The sequence below is a fragment of the Winogradskyella schleiferi genome (assembly GCF_013394655.1).
Taxonomy (GTDB): Bacteria; Bacteroidota; Bacteroidia; order Flavobacteriales; family Flavobacteriaceae; genus Winogradskyella; species Winogradskyella schleiferi.
In genome coordinates, this window is record NZ_CP053351.1 from 1899986 (window position 1) to 1920721 (window position 20736).

The following is a 20736-nucleotide window of genomic DNA, read 5'->3' on the forward strand; positions in this document are numbered from 1 at the left end:
TACAGCTAACAACATTGTAAAGTCTAGAATTAATATTTTACCAAACACCTTATGAGCCACACCATCCCAAAAGAATTACTGACGTTTTTTAAAAAGCTTGAAAAAAATAATGATCGTGATTGGTTTAACGAACACAAACCCGAATTTAAAGCTATTGAAACAAAAGTAAAAAAAGCCTACAATCATTTGGGTGAATTAATGGGTGTTCACGATCAAATTGAAAAAATCAAAATATTTAGGATTTACAGGGATGTAAGATTTTCTAAAAACAAATTACCCTATAAAACACATTTTGGAGGTTCTTTTTCTCGAAAAAAACCAGAGCTAAGAGGTGGTTATTACTTACATATTCAACCTAATAATGAATCGTTTATTGCGACTGGATTTTGGGACCCTAATAAGGATGATCTTTTACGTATCAGGAAAGAATTTGAAATGGATGATTCAGAAATACGTGAAATTTTAAAAGATAAAACCTTTAAATCCACTTGGGGAGATTTCACAGGAGATGAGCTAAAAACAGCACCAAAAAGTTTTGATAAAGAACATCCAGCCATAGATTTAATACGAAGGAAACAATTCATTTTTGTAAAGAAATACACGGACGAAGAAGTTCTTGCCGATGATTTTCTAGAAGAAGTGAATCAATCATTTAAAAAGATGAGACCCTTTTTTGATTATATGAGCGACGTACTAACTACCAATTTGAATGGCGAATCTTTATTATAAGACCTCTTTAATCAAATAACGCTTATCGTTAAATTGAAATTCGTCGCCTTTTTTACGATGTTTTAAAAGCTGTCCTAATGGAGAAGCAAGTGAAATAATATAATATTCCGAACCTTCTAATTCCACTTTGCCAATACTTAAGGCAATAAAAAAGGTTATGCTATCCGTTTTCACTAAACTCCCTAAAACAACCGTTTCAGAGACCAAGTTAGGCCTCACCAATTTTAACTGTTCGCGCATTTTATGGGCATCATTGAGATAGGTCATGTTTTTCTCAAGATCATCCAATAATTTGGAATTTCCGGAGTCATCTTCCTCATTGCTCACTTTATCATTGTTTTCAATAGATTCCTTTATTAAATCTATTTCATTTTTGTAGCCCAATACACGTTTGTCCGCATAGCGTTGGCAGAGTTCTAATAACTGTGTTTTTATTTTCATCGAAAATGGACTAAACCTCCTGAAGAGTTTCAGGTCGTATAAAAAGCTGAACACTTTGAATTAAACGTTCCTTCACAATATTCATCATTCGTTTATTGAGAGCTGATGAATTTTGAATGTAAAGTTTATATTCTTCAACCGTAAACTGACCAATTATCATTCCTTTTAATGAATTTCTGAATTTAATGTCTTTTTGAATAGCATTGGAAATATAGTTGAGCTGATCGTCCATGGACAAATCAAAAAATACATTTTTGTGCTTCACAATGTAGTTTTCAAAAACAGCGACAAATAAATTGTGTTGCAATTTGATTATAGGTCTTAAAGTTGTATTCTGAAAAGCCTCTTCTGCACTTATGCCTTCATACACTTTTGCAGATAAAATTTGAGGTCTAATGGATAGTAGGTTATTAAATCTTGAAGCCATAACAATATGATTAAGGTTTAAATTCGGAATTAAAATTAATGAAATAGCGAGCACTTCAATTTTCTGTGACAATATCTTGTTAACGGTCTTATTAACAATAATGATTTTAAGATTCAAAAATCGAATGCATTTCAATGCGTATAGTACCTTCTAAATTTTATCTTTGGGTAAATTATTTAAGGTGATGATAAAAAAATGCAAGGTCATCATCGATAGACGTTATTCCAATATATGTGCTACGATATAAAAGCAAGTTATGAGGCTCAACTTAAAAGAGCAAAAAGACGAGGAGATTTAGGAGCGGTTGAAGAAATTATGGAAAAGTTAATTCCGTTAACAGATCTACCAATTTTTCATATGTCTGGCTTTAATCATCCTGAAATGCTAATCTATACAAATGATACAGATGATTTTCCGATGGTTGCAACTTGGGGACTTGTTCCCAATTGGGTTAAGGATGCAAATCAATTAAAATCAATCTGGAACAAAACATTGAACGCGCGAGGAGAAACAATTTTTGAAAAACCATCGTTTAAAAATTCAGCAAAACATAATAGGTGTTTGATTTATATTGATGGATTTTATGAACATCATCATTTCAATAATAAAACATATCCGTTTTTTATTCAGCGTAAAGATGAAAATCCAGTGGCTTTGGCAGGTCTTTGGAGCGAATGGAAAAATCCAGAACATGGTGGTGTTACGAATACCTTTTCAATTGTAACAACAGAAGGCAATCATTTAATGTCAAAAATTCATAATAATCCAAAATTAAAAGGTCCAAGAATGCCGTTGATTTTATCTGATGATTTAGCCGATAAATGGTTAAAACCTTTAGAAAATGATATCGATAAAATTGAAATTCAAAATATGATCACCAGATTGCCTAAAGTAGAATTAAAAGCGCATACCGTAAGCAAATTGAGAGGGAACGATTATCAAGGCAATGTGGAGGGTATTTCCAAAGAAGTAAACTATGAAGAATTAATTTTTTAAAATTAAAACAATGAGATTCCATACCAGAAAATGGGTAAAACCCGAAGACTTAAATCCAAATGGTACTTTATTTGGCGGTCAACTTTTAGCTTGGATCGATGAAGAAGCAGCGCTTTATACCATCATTCAATTTGAAAATTCCAAAATCGTTACCAAATATATATCAGAAATCAATTTTATGAGTTCTGCAGTACAAGGTGATATTGTAGAATTAGGTATAGAGGTACTTAAATTTGGGAAATCTTCGATTACATTAAAGTGTGAAGCCAGAAATAAAATGACTAGGGAAACCATTTTAACCGTAGAAAATATTGTAATGGTTAATTTAGGTGCAGATGGAAAACCAGCGCCTCACGGAAAAACGCAAATAGAGTTTGTAAAAGATAGATTAAACGATGCTTATTGAATTGGCTAATAATTAACTTTTGTTGCCTAATGCCAATTCGTAAATTTCCAGGTCAAAATACTTCACGGCTGCCAAAACATGGTCAAAAATATCACCAATGATAAACTCGTAATTTTCCCAACGTTGATCTTTACTAAAACAATAAATTTCCATAGGAATGCCTTGAGGTGTCGGTTCTAATTGACGTACCATTAAAGTCATTTTCTCATTAATGGCAGAATGTTTTTCAACATAAGTTTGAAGATATTTTCTAAACACTCCAAAGTTCGTCAAATTGATGCCGTTAATCAACATCGATTTGTCAGCACCATGCGCGATGTTATATTCAATAATTTCTTTCGATTTAGATTCAATATATGCTGATACCAATTGAATTTTTTTAAGCTTTTCAATGTCTTCTTCAGTCAAGAATTTTATAGTTGAAACTTTAATGATGACCGAGCGTTTAATACGTCGTCCGCCAGAAGACTGCATACCTCGCCAGTTTTTAAACGAATCTGAAATTAAGGCATACGTAGGAATCGTGGTAATGGTCATATCCCAATTCTGAACTTTTACGGTTGCCAAATTAATTTCTATAACATCACCATCGGCACCATATTTTTCAAACGTAATCCAGTCACCAATACGCACCATGTCATTGATGGAAACTTGAATACTGGCTACAAATCCGAGAATGGTATCCTTAAAAATAAGTATTATAATAGCTGAAGCAGCTCCTAATGTTGTAGCAAATTTGAAGAATGATATACCTGTTAAAATAGCAATAGCAGAAAACGCACCTACAAGCCAAGCGAATATCATAAAGACTTGAATGTAACTGTCTATAGGCTTATCTCTATAGCTCGAAATAGTTTTAAGGTAATCTTTTATTGATTTTAATATACTACGTATAATGCTCAATGTGAGTATAATACCAATAACTTTCAAAGTTTTGGCTATAATGGTTTCAGCATATTGAAAATCAGAGAAAATTTGTGGTACAAATTCAATCAGTATAATTAGCGGAACAATATGCGCTACATTTCTAGGTAGTTTATTATCAATTAAAATATTATCAAAGTCCGTTTTTGTACGTTTAGCAACGCCTGAAGAAAATCGCCAAAGTAGTCGTTTTGTCACATAATCTATTGCAAACGCTACTACGATAACCGCTATTAGTAAAACTAGCATATTCAGAAAACTCGCTATATCTTTTGATAAGCCTTTTTCTATGAGAAAATCGTAAAGAATGTGTTTTATATTAAGCACGTCGGGATTTTGTTAAGTATTTTTTATCAATATAAAATGTGCCAAAAGGAATAACTGAAGCCAGTAAAACGACCCAAAGTGTTCGCGTTGGCCATTTCATGTCAGAACTTATGAAAATAGCGATAACCACGTAGGCCATAAATAAAATGCCATGTGGCATGCCTAACCATCCAACATATGTAGGATCATTATAAAACCATTTTAATGGTGACGCAATAAATAATAATAAAATATACGAAACACCTTCCAATAACGCTATAATCCTAAAAACAGGTAATAATTTTGGCATGATCTTAAATTTTCCGCAAAAGTACTTTAGAATTAATGAATAAACGCAGGTTTTAACAGCTTTTAAGAAAAATGTGGAAACTATAAAAAGATGCCATTTGTGTTATTCAGCATAAAAACATCCCGACTTGGGTTTCTAAAGTAAATAACTTGTTATGATTTGTCGTAGCACCCAATCTATTAACCTAAATCTATATTATGAACCTACTTAAAACTACATTGCTAGTTGCAATTATCAGTATTTCAAATTTTTCAATTTCGCAAAACATAACAAATAAAGACTCAAATTTCGCCATTGGATTTTCTAGTGGCTATAATAGAGGACTCGGGTTTAATTTAAACGTTACGCTCTAAAACCTATAGAATCTTTGCCAATGCATTTCCGTTTTGGTATAGGTTATACCAATTTAAATCCCGGAAATTCTACAGACGCTAGACGCATTTTTATAAATAATGCTCCAATGGTGTTCCTGAAGAGAAGGCGAAAGCTTTCGATTACAGATTAGACTTTATGTGGAAAACCGACTTACTTAATTTAGAAGAATCTTATATCGTTTTTGGGCCACGTTATTCTAGTTTTACTGCTAACTTTAATTATATTGGAGGTAATGAAGATTTTGACGTGACCTCTAAACAATTCGGATTGGGATTGGGTGGGGAAACACTCTTTAAAATTTCAGAACAGTTTAGGTTAGTCGCAGCTGTTGGACTCGATTATTTCTTTAATAATACTTTAAAAGGTCACGATACCTCATACAGTCCTGACGATGATAATGTCAATCCTAGAAACGATAACCAGAACAATGATGAGCTATTCACCTACAGTGATGCCAATAAAGCTATAAAACAGCCAAGTCTTATGCCTAGAGTACTGATAGGTGTTGTTTATCACTTATAAAATTAAATATTTGGCATATATATTGTATATTTGTAATCAGTTTATTGAAAATATTCTACACAAATAACTTTATCCTTAAGTTATTTCTCTGGATTTTAATACTATTCATTGTTAAGTTAATTAACTTGTCTGCATTATACATATTTTCAAAAGCACACGCACATATTAATTTTTAAAACTACGAATGGCTAAATCACAACAGACTTTTAGTAAAAGTGAAAAAGAAAAAAAACGATTAAAAAAACGAGAAGACAAGCGCAAGAAAATGGAAGCGCGTAAACTCGAAAAAGAAGAAAATGGATCAGAGGGGATTCCTATGGCTTATGTTGACCATAATGGAAATCTTACAGATACACCACCAGATCCTTCAATGAAAGTTAAAGTCAAGGCCAAAAATATTGTTCTTGGTGTTCCTACAAAGGAAGAGTCGGATGAAGATCCGTTTGACCCAATTAGAAATGGAAAAGTATCTTTCTACGATAGTTCCAAAGGTTTTGGATTTATTATTGATACCGAAACTAATGAAAAGCATTTTACTCACGTCAGTGGTATCATTGATGAAATTGTCGAAAACGACAAAGTAACGTTTGAACTTGAAAAAGGACAGCGTGGCATGAATGCTGTTCGCGTTAAAAAAGTATAAATAGAATCATTTTAGATACTCATTAAAGCCATTATAGTTTTACTATAGTGGCTTTTTTTATGGGCAATAGTTTGATTCTTAATATGATAATCATTTTATTTTAAAGAATACTTGAGTTTTTAAAACCAAGCTATTAAAAATGTCGTAGGTAGAGTAACAATTAATTTAAAACTTTAAAACTATGAAAACGAGAAAAATTATTTCAACAATGACATTGGCAGTAGCCTTAATTTTTGGATCTACAGTAATGGCCCAAAACAAAATGGAAAAAGATACAAAGATGGTTGGCGGTGCAGCAATGTATCCCTCTAAAGATATTGTGTCTAACGCTGTAAATTCTAAAGACCATACAACATTGGTAGCTGCTGTAAAAGCTGCAGAATTAGTAGAAACTTTACAAGGAGATGGTCCATTTACGGTATTTGCACCGACAAATGCGGCTTTCGATAAATTACCTGAAGGAACTGTGGCAACTTTAGTGAAGCCAGAGAATAAAGAAAAACTTCAAGCTATATTAACTTATCATGTGCTTGCAGGAAATTTTAGTGGAAAAGATATCATGAAAGCCATAAAAAAAGGTGGTGGTAAAGCGACATTTAAAACTGTAAATGGTGGCATGTTAACCGCAATGATGGATGGCAAATCATTAGTACTTGCAGATCATGCAGGTAACAAATCTATGGTAACCATTGCTGATGTTAATCAATCGAATGGTGTTATTCATGTTGTTGATACAGTGGTATTGCCAGGTATGTAAAATATTTAGTTGAGTTAGGATAAAGAATTAGTCCATAATAGTTGATTGGTGTTAATTACTAATTCTTGAAAGCACAAGTTTTTTGACTTGTGCTTTTTTTATACCTTTAAAATTTAGAATTTGTTTTTAGCTCATTTAAAAGTTTAAACGAGTTCATAATTTAAATAGCCAATGAATCCAGAAATAAAGGAGTGTTCCGATAGAAAAGTAGTAGGATTATCTGCAACAATGAAACAAAATGAGCATCATAAAATCCCTGAACTCTGGAAACGTTTTATGCCTAGAAAAAAAGAAATAAAAAATCTTGTTTCAGAGGAATTAATAGCGCTGCAAATATTTCCTGAGGGTACAAAGGTTGAGATTATTGACGAATATTATATTTGGGCTTGTGTTGAAGTTTCAAATTTTGAAACTATTCCTAAAGGTTTAGAAGTTTTCACTATCCCTAATGGTAAGTACGCTGTCTTTTTACATAAAGGAATGGACGCTTCTGCGACCTACCATAAAATTATGACCGAATGGTTACCAACTTCAGATTTTAAAATAGATAATAGACCACATTTTCAAATGATGGGAAGGAATTATGAAAATGGAAGTGATGATTCTGAAGAAGAGTTTTATGTGCCCGTAAAGGCCGAATTACATATTTAAATTTATTCAGCTTTAAGTAGTTGTAACATAATATTTATATCTTCTATTACTCCACCAATTTCTGGGTTTCCATTTGGATTTATGTAATTTTCTAGAGTCATACTCATCGGATTTTGATCTCTTATTCTTTTAAGCCTATCCTCGGGTATGCGTTTCAATAATGTATTCCTCAACTTAATAGCTTCCGCTCTTATTGACGATTCATACTCAGTCATCATTTTTTCATGCACAATGTCAGCTTTAGACATATTATTTTGTTTGATTAAATTGATCATTTCATTTCTAGTATTATTAAAGAGTAAACTATATTTATTAACGAATTTTGATGTTATATCAATTAATATTAGATTTGATAATTCATTATAATTTTGAAGTAATTCTTCATTAATTATTTCTATCCGTTTTTTCCTTTCTCTGACAACTTCAGGATTTCTTACACCTAAATAATTTTCTCCAGTATGTTTAAAAATTCTTGTTATTGTTGAAACTTTTGATTTCAAATTTTGTTCGAAATCCTCAGAATCTAAGCTAACCGACTGTATTCCATCATTAAATACTACGGCCATAGTGTTAGAATAAAATATACCTTTGAAATAAATTTTATTTTTTATAACTTCAATTTGAAGAAGTACATAGCCATCATTGTCAATTATCTCAATTGCCGTATCATCATAATTAATCGAAAAAACACTTGCTTTATTTAAGGCCCATTCACCATCCTTTAATTCGATTACTCTTGTGCCATTTTTTTCATGTAAGATTCCTGAAATCAAAATATCATCACCAGAGAATTTAACTGAAAATTTAAATTCTTTAGAAAAATTTTTAATTTTTAACATATTGTCACCAAGTTCAATACCTTTCTCAAGCTCTGTCAAAGATTTTTCCAAAAACATGTTATTACCATAGACAATTTCAAATTTTTTAAATTTTGATTTTTTTAGTTTTAAAATGCCTTTTTGTCTTTGCTCGTTTTTTATAATTCCAGACACTATATTGGTACTTTTTGTAATATTTGATATCTCATTGGTTAATCCTTCGATGGTTTTTGTATTAAAATCTATATCCTTTGAGAAGTTAAGAACATCCTTAGTTAAATTTTCAATACTATCGGATTTTGCCTTTAGTTCGATTTGTTTTAATTGTAATTCTTTATTTACCAAATTTAAGTCATTGTTTAAAGTAGATATTTCATTTCTTTGAGAATCAATAATATCGTTTTTATTTTTCTCGGTATTTAATAACTTTTTAACTGTTAAAATTACACCAGCAGCTGAACCTAAACCAATAAAGATGATTAATATAACAGTAATTTTATCCATGTTTTTAAGTTTATTTATCATGGTGAAAATTACTTATAAAAACCGATAGAAATTATATGAGTAAGTTAAACTACAAAAAAATTAGTTTTATGGATCAAAAACCAACCCGAAAATCACAACCGCTCTTATAATTACTACAACCAAAAGCCGATTTCCCTTTTAAAATTTTACCAGTTTTACATTTAGGGCAAGTTTCACCTGCTTTAACTGTCACTTTTTTAGTAACCTGTTTAGGTTCAAATTTCAACTTAAAGGCATCGTCAAATCGCAATAAGCCTTCCTTTGAATTTCCGTCTATTTTAAAACCTTTCAAGTTCACAGTAGAGCCTTTAGTCAATAACCGTATGTATTGCTTTTCAGAAATTTTCTTATCAGCAAAACTAAAGGGTAAGGTAAAGTCACATGATTTCCCATAGAGACTACAACCATAAGCAGAATTCCCTTTTAAAAGCGAACCTGTTTTACATTTTGGACAGGAACTTCCGACTAGTGCTTCAGACTTTGTTTTCGTTTTTGATTTCGATTTAGACTTTCCGACAGGTTTGTTGTTCACAGCTGAAATTCTGGTTTGTACCTTTTCACTTCGGACTTCGTAAACCAAAGCATCAACCATACGTTTCATACCTTTTATAAAAGCACTAGCGCTGAATTCGCCTTTTTCTATATCCTTTAGTTGCTTTTCCCATGAACCTGTGAGCTCCGCAGATTTCAACAATTCATTTTGAATCGTATCAATCAATTGAATGCCTGTAACCGTTGGCAAAATCTGTTTTTTATTTCGTTTTATGTATTTACGCCTAAATAAAGTTTCAATAATATTGGCACGTGTCGATGGACGACCAATGCCGTTTTCTTTCATTAAATCCCTAAGCTCATCGTCTTCCACTTGTTTTCCAGCCGTTTCCATAGCACGCAGTAGAGATGCTTCCGTATATTGTTTGGGTGGTTTGGTTTGCTTTTCTAAAAAAGAGGGTTCGTGTGTTCCTTTTTCCCCTTTGACAAAAGTAGGCAGTAAAGCGTCCTCTTTTTTATTGGACTTTTCAGACTCAAATACCACTCTCCAGCCTTTGGACAAAATCTCTTTTCCCGTAGTTTTAAAATTAACATCTGCCGCTTTTCCAATGACTGTAGTGTTAGAAACTTTACAATCGTCATAAAAAACAGCAATAAAACGTTTTACAATAATATCATAAACTTGCTGCTCATTGTATTGCAAATGGGTTTGCATACCTGTTGGAATGATAGCATGGTGATCCGTTACTTTTTTATCATTAAAGACACGTGAGGACTTCTTTATCTTTTTGTTTAGAATATAAGCCGTAAGATTCGAGTAATCAGTTAATTTAGATAAAATGCCTTTGACTTTCGGATACACATCATTCGGTAAAAATGTGGTATCAACTCTTGGATAAGTTACGGCTTTTTTCTCGTATAATTTTTGGGCGATTTTAAGGGTATCGTCTGCCGAAAATCCGAACTTGGTATTACAATACACTTGTAATCCCGTTAAATCGAACAGTTTTGGAGCATATTCTGTACCTTTCTTTTTGGTGATGGATACAATTTCGAATTCATGTTCCTTTACTTTATTGGCTAAAATTTCACCATCTTCCATCTTCAAAAAACGGCCTTCTTCATAACTAAAAAGTGTGTCTCTGTAAAGGGTTTGTAGTTCCCAATACGGTTGTGGCACAAAGTTTTCAATGTCTTTAAAGCGATTCACAAGCATAGCGAGCGTAGGCGTTTGAACACGTCCAACCGAAAGTACCTGTTTGTAACCGCCATGTTTTACGGTGTAAAGTCGTGTCGCATTAATGCCTAACAACCAATCGCCAATAGAGCGTGAAAAACCAGCATAATAAAGGTTATCGTAATTCTTCGAAGGCTTTAGGTTATTGAAACCTTCTTTGATGGCTTCGGTCGTTAAAGACGAAATCCATAAACGTTGCACTTCACCTTTATAGTTAGCTTTATTGATTACCCAACGTTGAATCAGCTCTCCTTCTTGGCCAGCATCACCACAATTAATCACAACGTCGGCTTTATCAAAAAGACTCTTTACAATTTTGAATTGCTTTTTAATCCCATCATTGTTCGCCACCTTAACCTCAAATTTTTCAGGCAACATCGGCAAGTTGTTTAAGTCCCAACTTTTCCAATACGGTTTATAATCTGCAGGTTCAAATAAGGTACAAAGATGCCCAAACGTATAAGTAACCGCATAACCATTGCCTTCATAGTAACCATCACGTTTTGTGGTAGCTCCTAATACAGATGCAATTTCTCTGGCAACACTTGGCTTTTCGGCAATACAGACTTTCAAAAGAATTGGGTTATTGGAATGCGAAAATACAGAAATTTATAGTTGTGGAGATTATTTTACTAAAGTTCTAGAACTAATTTCTGACCAATTTTTAACGGAGCGTTTTGTTTAATGGCATTGGTGTTACACAGCTTGGCAACTGACATATTATTACGTCTCGAAATATCATAAAGTGTATCCCCTTTTTTTACCACGTAGAATCTGGGTTGCTTTGCTAAACTTAACAAGGCAGCTTCATCAGCAGACTTAATAACCTTTACTTTACTCACACGTCTTGAGTTATGAAATCTGGCATGTGCCCATTTTTGGGTCACCCAAACTTGATCTGCTCTAATGGCATTTTTTGGAGAAAAATCGAAAAGATATTCAGGATGGATAGGTTGACCTTTATAGCTTAATTCCAGATGTAAGTGGCTTCCTCTGGAATTTCCCGTATTGCCGCCTTTTCCTAAATATTGACCTTTAGCGATAGAATCATTAGGTTTGACATCAATTCGTGATAAATGCGCATAGGTCGATTCCAAACCATTGTAATGACGTACCACAACTGTATTTCCAAATCCATTGGTATATCTGGCATAGCGGACAATACCGTCCAAAACAGAGACAACGGAATCACCTGTGATTAAATCAATATCAATGCCTCTATGAGCGCGTCCTTTTCGCCAGCCGTAATGCGATGTGACCACTTTGGTACGCGGCACAGGAGAAGCGTAAGTACTATCATTAAAGTTTAATACCATTGGAAATTGTTGCATGGTATTTCTATAGGGATTGTAAATGGTTGTATCCCAATATTCGGCTGTGATATCAAGTTGTTCTGTGATAGGAGCCACTAAAGGAATTTCAACGGTTTCAGTCAATACACCTTTGCTGAATTTGGCTATTGGTAATTCTATTTTTATGGAATTGGAAAGAGAGTCTTTTTGTGCGAACGTATTGAATGTGAAGCACACTAAAGCAAAACAGAAAAAAATGTATTTCATAGAGGAAAAAAAAGATCTTATCAGCATTTGAAACGTAAATATAAAATAAATATTGTTTTGTAAAAATTGGTCTATAAACTTTATGTTGAGCCTTGTTTGAAATCAATTAATTAGGATACTTTTTTTATGCTATAAAGTATTGTAAATTTGCAATTCCATTTAAAACTTCGAAATAAAATTTATGTCTGAAACAAATCAAGCTGTTCAAGAAAAGAAAACCGATAAAGAATTATACGACTATCAACATGGTGCCATAAGCCAGATTTTCGAAAAGTTTGATAACGAACGTGACGATTATCACTTATTATACCAACTGCCAACAGGTGGTGGAAAAACAGTCATCTTCTCTGAAATGGTACGTCAATACTTAAAAAACCATGATAAAAAGGTTTTAATAATGACGCACAGAGTGGAATTGTGTAACCAAACCTCAAAAATGTTAGATGGTTTTGGTGTGACCAACAAAGTGGTTAATAGTAAGGCGAATTTAGATGACCAAGGCGAGTATTCTTGTTTTGTGGCCATGGTTGAAACCTTGAATAACAGACTGAATGATGATAAATTAGATATTTCTGATGTTGGATTGGTAATTATTGATGAAGCACATTACAATTCTTTTACTAAGCTCTTTAAGTTTTTTGAAAAATCCTTTATTCTTGGAGTAACGGCAACACCTTTAAGTTCCAATAAAGAGTTGCCAATGAAGGACAATTATGACGAACTTATTACAGGGGAAACTATAGAGAACCTAATAGAGAATGAGTTTTTGGCAAGAGCTGAAACTTATGCTTATGATATGGGATTAACTTCTCTGGAAGTCGGCTCCAATGGTGATTATACCGTAAAATCTTCTGAAGATTTATACTCGAGTCCTGCGATGTTGCAAAAGCTAATTGATGCCTATAAAAAACATTCACTTGGAAAGAAGACCTTGATTTTCAACAACGGTATTAATACGTCTATTAGTGTATATTATGCTTTTAAAGAAGCCGATTTACCAATTATGCACTTGGATAATACAGCAACTAAAAAACAACGTAAACAGATTTTACAATGGTTTCACGAAACACCAGATGCAATTTTAACATCCGTGAGTATCTTAACCACTGGTTTTGATGAACCTACAATTGATACTATTATTTTAAACAGAGCCACAAAATCCTTGACCTTATATTATCAAATGATTGGTCGTGGATCTCGTATATTGAATAATAAATCGAAATTCACAACCATAGATTTAGGAAACAACCTATATAGATTTGGACCTTGGGGCGCAGATTTGGATTGGCAATTGATTTTTAAATCGCCAAACTGGTATGCCGATAGAATTAAGGATGACGAAGCTATTGAGGCCAATTTTAAACATGATTTATCAGATGAAGTCAAAGAGGAATTCTCTAAATCTGAAGATACGTATTTCGATATCAGACAAACCTACAAAGATGCTGTAGATAGTGGTGAATCTTCAAAAGTGGTTTTAGAACGCTCTATAGAACAACACGCAAAAATCTGTATAGAAAACAGTGAAGATGTTTATGATGCGCTGGCCTTGGCAAAATTGCTTAAAGACGACATCAACCAACGTATTGAAATCTACGCGAAATGCATAAGCAGAAGTACCTATAACTTTTTAAAATGGTTAAAGGATGATTATCAAAAGAAATTGAATTCGTATCTGCGTACCAATTTTGATGAGAAGTTTGAAGAAATTCATGGGTTTCCACCAGAGGAATAATATTTACCTCAAGTCAAACTTGATGATAAAGAATAAATTTAAAGCATCATCTAAAAAAATAGCGTAGTTTCGCGCCTTAATTGAAAAAAGGCTATTTATGAAGCGCATTAACGAGTACAAAAAACTATTTTCTGTAGAGGATTCTATCGATTTAAAAGTATTAAAGACATCCTATAGAAACCTAGTAAAAGAATGGCATCCAGATAAGTTTCAAGATGGCGATATAGGGCAAGAAGAAGCCGAATATAAAAGTCGTCAGATTATTGACGGTTATCATTTTTTAGTGAGTATTGCACCAGAAACTAAAGCTTCAAATCTCGAAGAATATAACGTAACAATTACGAATTCTAGCATTCTGGATTTTCAACATAAAGGACAACTCCTAGAAATTACCTTTTTAGATGGTTCTACCTATGAATACTTTGGCGTTCCAAAAAATGTTTTTATCAAGTTTTTAAATTCAGATAAACAAATGCGCTTTGCAAGACGCAGTATTTTTAATTCCTATTTATATAGAAAATCTAAGAAGGAGCTTCAAGAAGTTTAGAGTAGAGGTAGTGTTATTGAATAAAACAAATAAGTATTACGTTAAATCATAATGAGCAACAAAGCCAAAAAACAATCCAAAGACATTTCTTCCGAAGAGATTGAAAAATGCATTAGCATTTTAGAATATTTGGTGGCTAATACTAACGATATTTTTGAAATCCCAAAATCACAACGAACCGCTTTAATAAAAGCCTCAGGACAATTATCACGACCAAGTAGAGAAGAGTTTTCACGTCGAAAGAAAGATGCCAAGAAAGCCGCAAAGCGAAAGCAAGCGGCTAGAGATAAAAATGCTCGAAAAATTACAGGCATAAGAAGCGCAAGAGAGGCACATGTTTTTGTGGCTCCAAAATTATTACCAGAAGCCGACTTAAAAGCCAAGGAACAATTAGAGCTGGAATCGCCTCGGAACTGCTATGTCTGTAAAACCTTATTTACCAAACTGCATCATTTTTATGATACGATGTGTGAAGCATGTGGCGATTTTAATTATGCGAAACGTTTTCAAACGGCAGATGTAAAAGGGCAAGTCGCTGTAATCACTGGTTCACGATTAAAAATCGGTTATCACATTACATTAATGCTACTAAGAGGGGGCGCAACAGTTATTGCAACCACACGTTTTCCTGTGGATTCTGCGTTACGTTTTTCGCAGGAAGACGACTTTACAGAATGGGGACATCGCTTAAAAATCCATGGTCTCGATTTAAGGCATATTCCGAGTGTGGAAATCTTCTGTAATTTTATAGAACAACGTTATGAAAAGTTAGATATACTCATCAATAATGCAGCGCAGACCGTAAGACGTCCTGCTGGTTTCTATAGCCATTTAATGCCAAATGAAGAGCGACCGATAGACGAGTTACCAAAATTTGCCCAAGATCTGCTCAGAGATCATAGTGAATGTTTAACCGAACTAAAGCAATTGACTTCTGGAGCGTCATCCAATAAAAATATGCCAGTGACTTGGCATGGTCCAGAACCTGGTATTGGTTTAAGGGCTTCAGCAAAATTATCCCAAATTCCTTATAGTTTCGATAATGCCTTGGTATCACAAGAGGTGTTTCCAGAAGGGAAATTGGATGCCGATTTGCAACAAGTGGATTTAAGAAAAACCAACAGTTGGCGATTAAAGCTTGGCGAAATTGAAACAACAGAAATGATTGAAGTGCAACTCGTGAATTCTGTGGCCCCTTTTGTATTGTGCAATCGTTTATCTGAAGTCATGAAAAAAGACCACACAGGTCAAAAACATATTATCAACGTTTCTGCAATGGAAGGGAAGTTCCATTCGTTTTTTAAGGAAGATCGTCATCCACATACCAATATGGCAAAAGCCGCTTTAAATATGTTGACACATACAGCCGCTGGAAGTTTAGCCAAAGAAGGGATTTACATGAATGCAGTTGATACCGGTTGGGTCACTGATGAAGATCCTGCTGAATTGGCAAAGCGCAAACAAGAACTACACGATTTTCAACCACCTTTAGATATCGTCGATGGTGCTGCACGCGTCATGGATCCTTTATTTGATGGTATCAACACGGGCAAACATTGGTCTGGTAAATTCTTAAAGGATTATCGTCCTATTAGCTGGTAATTGATGATTGCTTAGATAAAATCTTTTTAAAGATCACCTAACTACTATTTTATATTTAAAAGACTGTTAATGTCATTGGTATTTGAATCTTTTGGTAGTATCTTAGAGTATTATGTTTAAAAGAGCAATTTACAAGAGACTGGGATTATTATTCTGTATAAGTATAATAGGTATATTTTGGAATTGTAAATCCAGCGACATCACTGATGACGAAAACTATACTACCGACATTAACAAGTTGGAAATGCTTTTGGAAAAAGAAGCATACAGCATAGATATTGAAGCCGCATTACCATTCGTTACTGCATCAACGCAACAGGTCGCTAATGCCTTATTTTTATCAAGAACTGGGAATACTGCTAGCAGAGTTTATGTAGGTGGAGATGGTCATTTTATCGAAATAAAAAATGACTCTGTAAAAGGTGATTTACCATTTTTTGGCGAAAGACGACTAAGTGGAGGTCCTTATGGTGGTAGAAATGGTGGAATAGCTTTTGAAGGCCTTCCAGAAAATTTCGAGAAAAGCCTAAATAAAAATAAAAGGAAGCTCGAGATTAAATTTTCAATCAGTCAAACTGGGGAATCATCTGAACGTTATGATGTGAACCTCGAGATATTCCCTAGTAAAAATGCAGTAGTTAATATAAATTCAACTTATAAAACATCTATGGGATATACAGGAAATTTAAGGCTTGAAAACGAATCTCAATAATATACATGAGTTTATATGTAAACATTCATAAACAGATATCGTATTTTATGACTAATTCACTGTTAATTCTAGTGAAATTAAGTTAAGATTTCTTAATTTTTTTGGCTTGGGTCCATTAGAATTGTATTTTAAAGTAAATCAAACTTTTACTTTATCATGAAAACAACACTATTTATATTGACCTTATTATTTACTTTTAATCTTTCTGCACAAGATCCAATATTGCAAAAGAACAATGAAGCATTGCAAGCCACTGCGACAAAAATCGCAAAAACCTATGACGATCAAATAAGTTTGGACGGTAAACAATTTATCTTATTTGAAAAAAAGATTGAAGAATTTTTAATCAAAGAAGAAGATATTCATGAAAACTTCGAAGGCGAGGAAAAACTCAATTTATTATACAAATTAAGAAAAGCGGAAACGATGGAAATGCGAAACATATTGACACAACCGCAATTCGATTTATACAGGCGTATTAAACCACAACTTCAACCACTAGCTATGGTGAATACTGACGATAAAACCGATAATAAATAAAGGTTGTTAACTTAAAAAACTGGAGACGTTCTAAAATATGCTTAGAACGTCTTTTCTTATTTACTTCAGATTATTCCGTTTTACGGCAATAATGTGAAACGTTAAAATTACCTTTGCCACAAAATAAAACGGACTGAAAATCCGTGACATTAATGAAATCCAAGAATTTAATGTATTAATCAATTTTCAAACTAGAAGGGATTAGTGCGAATTCGTAGAATTCATGTCAAAAAAAATAAATACTATGACAACATTTTCAGAATTAGGCATTCACAAATCATATATAAAAGGGTTAAAAGAACTTAATATTATCAATCCGACGGAAATTCAAGAAACCGTAATTCCTATTTTACTGGAATCCAAAACCGATTTAATAGGTTTGGCACAAACAGGAACAGGAAAAACGGCTGCTTTTGGCTTACCGGTTTTACATGCCATTGATCAAAATGCCGATGAAGTTCAAGCGTTGATCATTGCACCAACGCGTGAATTGGTACAACAAATACAAAGGCAACTCTTTAGATTCACTAAATATATTGACGGTAAGATTTTTTCTGAAGGCGTTTATGGCGGTGAAAAAATAGATAAACAAATTAAAAACCTGAGCAGGACTACGCACATTGTGGTTGCCACGCCAGGACGTTTGCTGGATTTGGTAGAACGTGGTGCGGTAGATATTTCAAAAGTTAAGATCTTAGTTTTAGATGAAGCCGATGAAATGCTCAGTATGGGTTTTAAAGAAGACTTAAATAAAATATTAAAATTCAATACGTCTAAAAGAAACACTTGGCTCTTTTCAGCAACTATGCCAGATGAAATAAAAAGCATCATAAAAAATTATATGTCGCCAAATGCTGTTAAAATTGAAGTCAATAAAAATGCGTTGGTAAACGAGAATATTTCCCATCATTTTATACACACCTCTATAAAAGATAAGGTGAATATGATTATCCGAATCTTGGATAAGCGTCAAGACGAAAGAGGTATCATTTTCTGTAGAACAAAAGCAGGCACAAAAACTTTAGCACAACAATTACAAAACGAAGGTTTTGCGGTGGACGCTTTAGAAGGCGACATGCAACAAAAAGAACGCGATAAAGTGATGCGTGCTTTTAAAAACGAAAGTTTACAGGTGTTGATCTCAACCGATGTGTCGGCAAGAGGAATTGACGTGAATAATCTTGCTTTTGTATTGCATCATCAACTTCCAGAACAATTGGAATATTATACACATAGAAGCGGAAGAACAGCAAGAGCAGGTAAAACAGGCCAATCCATTGCATTAATCATTCCTGGAGACATGCAAAAAGTTCTAGACATTCAGAAAGCTTTAGGCATTACGTTTAGGGAGCTCACAATGTAGTTTAAATTCAATTTTCCATAACATCACTTCGAGTGTCCTTACTTTTCTGTAAGGATATATCGAGAAGCTTATGTATTGAAACGGTTCTCGATACAAATTTTTCTAAAAAAGAAGAAAAATTCACTGGAACTGACGGAATAGTTTATCTTATTTCAATGGGCGAAATTAAATTTTAAAACTACAAAACTTACCCAAAATCGCTTACTTCAAATTTTAATATTATCTTGTGTCTTTATTAATAAATATACAACAAAACAGCAATGAAATCATTCTCAATAGAAGACATTAATGCCATTATCAATGGCGAAGTTATAGGTGAAACTACAAATCAAATAACCGGTTTAGAACAAATTCAGAAAGCCAATGAAAACCAAGCTACTTTTATTGGAAACCGAAAATTTGCAGGTTTATGGAAAGATTCAAAAGCCAGCTTAGCTGTTGTAAATGACAATATTGATATTGAACCAGGCGATAATCGGGTGTTTATAAAAGTAAAAAATGCGGATTTGGCTATGGCTAAATTGTTGGAGACCTTTACACCAAAAGCACCTCATTTTGAAACTGACATTCATCCTTCAGCAACAATAGATAAATCGGCTAAAATCGGTAATGGCAGTCGAGTAGGAGCTGGTTCTTACATTGGCAAAGATGTGGTTTTAGGCGCTAATGTAACCATATATCCTAATGTCACTATTTTAGATGAAACCACCATTGGAGATCACACAACGGTTTGGTCTGGAACGATTATTAGAGAGCGCTCTGTTATTGGAAGCCATTGTATTTTTCACAATAATGTGAGTATTGGAGCCGATGGATTTGGTTATCGTCCGAGTGATGATGGCAGAGGCCTGGTAAAGATTCCTCATATTGGGAATGTGGTCATTGGAAATGGGGTTGAAATTGGCGCTAATTCTTGTGTGGATCGTGGTAAATTTAGTTCGACGATTTTAGGTGATGGTTGTAAAATTGATAATTTAGTTCAGATTGCACATAATTGCGTCCTTGGAAGATCTTGTATTATGGCGGGAAGTTCTGGACTTGCAGGTTCTGTTACCTTAGGTGATGGCGTTGTTATTGGAGGATCCGCTTCAATAAAAGACCATACGACTATTCATTCTGGAGCCACTGTCGGCGCAGGTTCTGGTGTTATGAACGATGTTCCTGCCGGAAAAACGGTATTAGGTTATCCTGCGGTTGACTCTAGGGAAATGCTAAAGCAATGGGTGGCGCTTAGAAAATTAGCTAGATAAATTTTAATTATTCAATATTTTAAGTATCGGGCTATTAATCAGTATAGAGTATTGCCTCAATCACTAATAGCCCGATACTTGGATATGCTTTATAAATACTAAGCAGATTTGTGCTCAACATTTTGTTTTAAATGTAACAAACCAGCGACCATACCATCTAATTCGTGTTCCAGGAAATTCGCATTTCGTTTACTAAATCCTTTAATGGTATTGGAATAGAGCTCTACACCACAATGTTTTATACAAACGCTATAAGTGTCATTTTCTGCATCTAATTTTACCGTAGTTCTGTAATCGCTTGACACTAATAACCAGTAGCATAAACTATTAATCTGGTTAAATAAAGAGAATTTTGTATCCATAATATATAAGTTTAATAGACTGAGGGAGATCTTATTACTAAGATATTGGTCAATGGATTTCCATTCAAATTTCTATGCTGTAGGCCTTTGTTTTATCGTTTATATGTTTTTTTTCACATGAAAATCCGATTATTTACCGCTTTTATTTTTTGGCATCATTGTTGGATACTATTTTATAATTATTAAAATAAAATATAATACAATGATTAAAGGAACAGTAAAATTCTTCAACGACACCAAAGGTTTTGGTTTTATCACAGAAGAAGGTTCAAACAAAGAACATTTTGTACACATCTCAGGATTGATAGACGATATTCGCGAAGGCGACCAAGTTGAATTCGATCTTACAGAAGGCAAAAAAGGCTTAAACGCCATAAACGTAAAAGTTATTTAATATATCGCTTAACCTCAGTTATAAAGGCTCATCATTCATTTGATGGGCTTTTTTAGTTACAAAACCTGTTATTTAGCTGATTATAAATGCGTTTTAAACGAATTCTTTAGGAT

Annotated in this window: 23 protein-coding genes; 15 read left to right on the forward strand and 8 right to left on the reverse strand. The window is 33.5% G+C overall.

Annotation, left to right across the window (positions count from 1 at the left end; translation table 11 throughout):
- The first annotated feature begins 51 nt into the window (after window positions 1–51).
- The gene (locus HM990_RS08180) at window positions 52–729 is read left to right on the forward strand and encodes a DUF2461 domain-containing protein (RefSeq protein WP_178988462.1); all 678 of its coding nucleotides are present in this window, start codon (window positions 52–54) and stop codon (window positions 727–729) included.
- Here the strand turns inward: HM990_RS08180 and HM990_RS08185 are convergent.
- Together HM990_RS08185 and HM990_RS08190 are read right to left on the reverse strand one after the other, a co-directional pair.
- On the reverse strand, window positions 724–1170 hold the full coding sequence (locus HM990_RS08185) for a hypothetical protein (RefSeq protein WP_178988463.1): 447 nt from the start codon (window positions 1168–1170) through the stop codon (window positions 724–726). The two genes, HM990_RS08180 and HM990_RS08185, sit on opposite strands and share 6 nt — an antisense overlap.
- 10 nt (window positions 1171–1180) lie before the next feature.
- The gene (locus HM990_RS08190; protein ID WP_178988464.1) at window positions 1181–1597 is read right to left on the reverse strand and encodes a glyoxalase; all 417 of its coding nucleotides are present in this window, start codon (window positions 1595–1597) and stop codon (window positions 1181–1183) included.
- 231 nt (window positions 1598–1828) lie between these two features.
- Between HM990_RS08190 and HM990_RS08195 the strand changes: the two genes are divergently transcribed.
- Window positions 1829–2593, forward strand: a complete 765-nt coding sequence (locus HM990_RS08195) for an SOS response-associated peptidase (protein ID WP_178988465.1) — start codon at window positions 1829–1831, stop codon at window positions 2591–2593.
- 10 nt (window positions 2594–2603) lie between these two features.
- Complete coding sequence (locus HM990_RS08200; protein WP_178988466.1) at window positions 2604–2999, forward strand: acyl-CoA thioesterase; 396 nt, start codon at window positions 2604–2606, stop codon at window positions 2997–2999.
- 12 nt (window positions 3000–3011) lie between these two features.
- On the opposite strand, the gene HM990_RS08205 is transcribed toward HM990_RS08200, so the two are convergent.
- Both HM990_RS08205 and HM990_RS08210 read right to left on the reverse strand, forming a co-directional pair.
- Window positions 3012–4172, reverse strand: coding sequence for a mechanosensitive ion channel family protein (locus tag HM990_RS08205; RefSeq protein ID WP_178988467.1), 1161 nt, complete (start codon window positions 4170–4172; stop codon window positions 3012–3014).
- 70 nt (window positions 4173–4242) lie between these two features.
- Entirely contained in the window at window positions 4243–4539 is a 297-nt protein-coding gene (locus HM990_RS08210; protein ID WP_178988468.1) for a DUF3817 domain-containing protein, read from the reverse strand.
- A 510-nt stretch (window positions 4540–5049) separates the two neighbouring features.
- Here HM990_RS08210 and HM990_RS08215 point away from each other — a divergent pair.
- The 4 genes from HM990_RS08215 (at window position 5050) to HM990_RS08230 (ending at window position 7487) form a co-directional block, all read left to right on the forward strand.
- Window positions 5050–5436 (forward strand): hypothetical protein, encoded by a 387-nt coding sequence (locus HM990_RS08215; RefSeq protein ID WP_178988469.1) that lies wholly within the window; start codon window positions 5050–5052, stop codon window positions 5434–5436.
- Between the two features lie 184 nt (window positions 5437–5620).
- Complete coding sequence (locus HM990_RS19845; RefSeq protein WP_229719414.1) at window positions 5621–6079, forward strand: cold-shock protein; 459 nt, start codon at window positions 5621–5623, stop codon at window positions 6077–6079.
- Between the two features lie 181 nt (window positions 6080–6260).
- Window positions 6261–6836 carry a fasciclin domain-containing protein gene (locus HM990_RS08225; protein WP_178988470.1) on the forward strand — a complete coding sequence of 192 codons (576 nt, stop codon included), beginning with the start codon at window positions 6261–6263 and terminating at the stop codon, window positions 6834–6836.
- Window positions 6837–7007: 171 nt separating this feature from the next.
- Entirely contained in the window at window positions 7008–7487 is a 480-nt protein-coding gene (locus tag HM990_RS08230) for a GyrI-like domain-containing protein (RefSeq protein ID WP_178988471.1), read from the forward strand.
- Between the two features lie 2 nt (window positions 7488–7489).
- Here HM990_RS08230 and HM990_RS08235 read toward each other — a convergent pair whose 3' ends face one another.
- From HM990_RS08235 to HM990_RS08245, 3 genes are all read right to left on the reverse strand, one after another.
- Window positions 7490–8809 (reverse strand): hypothetical protein, encoded by a 1320-nt coding sequence (locus HM990_RS08235; protein ID WP_178988472.1) that lies wholly within the window; start codon window positions 8807–8809, stop codon window positions 7490–7492.
- Window positions 8810–8903: 94 nt separating this feature from the next.
- Window positions 8904–11132, reverse strand: a complete 2229-nt coding sequence (locus tag HM990_RS08240; RefSeq protein WP_178988473.1) for a type IA DNA topoisomerase — start codon at window positions 11130–11132, stop codon at window positions 8904–8906.
- A gap of 59 nt (window positions 11133–11191) precedes the next feature.
- Complete coding sequence (locus HM990_RS08245; protein ID WP_178988474.1) at window positions 11192–12118, reverse strand: peptidoglycan DD-metalloendopeptidase family protein; 927 nt, start codon at window positions 12116–12118, stop codon at window positions 11192–11194.
- Between the two features lie 181 nt (window positions 12119–12299).
- Here HM990_RS08245 and HM990_RS08250 point away from each other — a divergent pair, with 181 nt between their 5' ends.
- The 7 genes from HM990_RS08250 to lpxD all read left to right on the forward strand — a co-directional run bounded on the left by HM990_RS08250 (window position 12300) and on the right by lpxD (window position 19867).
- Window positions 12300–13853 (forward strand): DEAD/DEAH box helicase, encoded by a 1554-nt coding sequence (locus HM990_RS08250; RefSeq protein WP_178988475.1) that lies wholly within the window; start codon window positions 12300–12302, stop codon window positions 13851–13853.
- A 97-nt stretch (window positions 13854–13950) separates the two neighbouring features.
- Entirely contained in the window at window positions 13951–14400 is a 450-nt protein-coding gene (locus HM990_RS08255; protein WP_178988476.1) for a KTSC domain-containing protein, read from the forward strand.
- 51 nt (window positions 14401–14451) lie between these two features.
- Window positions 14452–16002, forward strand: a complete 1551-nt coding sequence (locus tag HM990_RS08260; protein ID WP_178988477.1) for an SDR family NAD(P)-dependent oxidoreductase — start codon at window positions 14452–14454, stop codon at window positions 16000–16002.
- Between the two features lie 112 nt (window positions 16003–16114).
- Window positions 16115–16714, forward strand: a complete 600-nt coding sequence (locus HM990_RS08265) for a DUF4251 domain-containing protein (protein WP_178988478.1) — start codon at window positions 16115–16117, stop codon at window positions 16712–16714.
- A 156-nt stretch (window positions 16715–16870) separates the two neighbouring features.
- Complete coding sequence (locus HM990_RS08270; protein ID WP_178988479.1) at window positions 16871–17254, forward strand: hypothetical protein; 384 nt, start codon at window positions 16871–16873, stop codon at window positions 17252–17254.
- A 244-nt stretch (window positions 17255–17498) separates the two neighbouring features.
- A complete protein-coding gene (locus tag HM990_RS08275) occupies window positions 17499–18617 on the forward strand; it encodes a DEAD/DEAH box helicase (RefSeq protein WP_178988480.1) in 1119 nt (372 codons plus the stop codon).
- A gap of 260 nt (window positions 18618–18877) precedes the next feature.
- Entirely contained in the window at window positions 18878–19867 is a 990-nt protein-coding gene (lpxD, locus tag HM990_RS08280) for a UDP-3-O-(3-hydroxymyristoyl)glucosamine N-acyltransferase (protein ID WP_178988481.1), read from the forward strand.
- 98 nt (window positions 19868–19965) lie between these two features.
- Here lpxD and HM990_RS08285 read toward each other — a convergent pair whose 3' ends face one another.
- Window positions 19966–20229, reverse strand: coding sequence for a hypothetical protein (locus tag HM990_RS08285; RefSeq protein ID WP_178988482.1), 264 nt, complete (start codon window positions 20227–20229; stop codon window positions 19966–19968).
- 202 nt (window positions 20230–20431) lie between these two features.
- Between HM990_RS08285 and HM990_RS08290 the strand changes: the two genes are divergently transcribed.
- On the forward strand, window positions 20432–20623 hold the full coding sequence (locus HM990_RS08290; RefSeq protein ID WP_178988483.1) for a cold-shock protein: 192 nt from the start codon (window positions 20432–20434) through the stop codon (window positions 20621–20623).
- Window positions 20624–20736 lie beyond the last annotated feature (113 nt).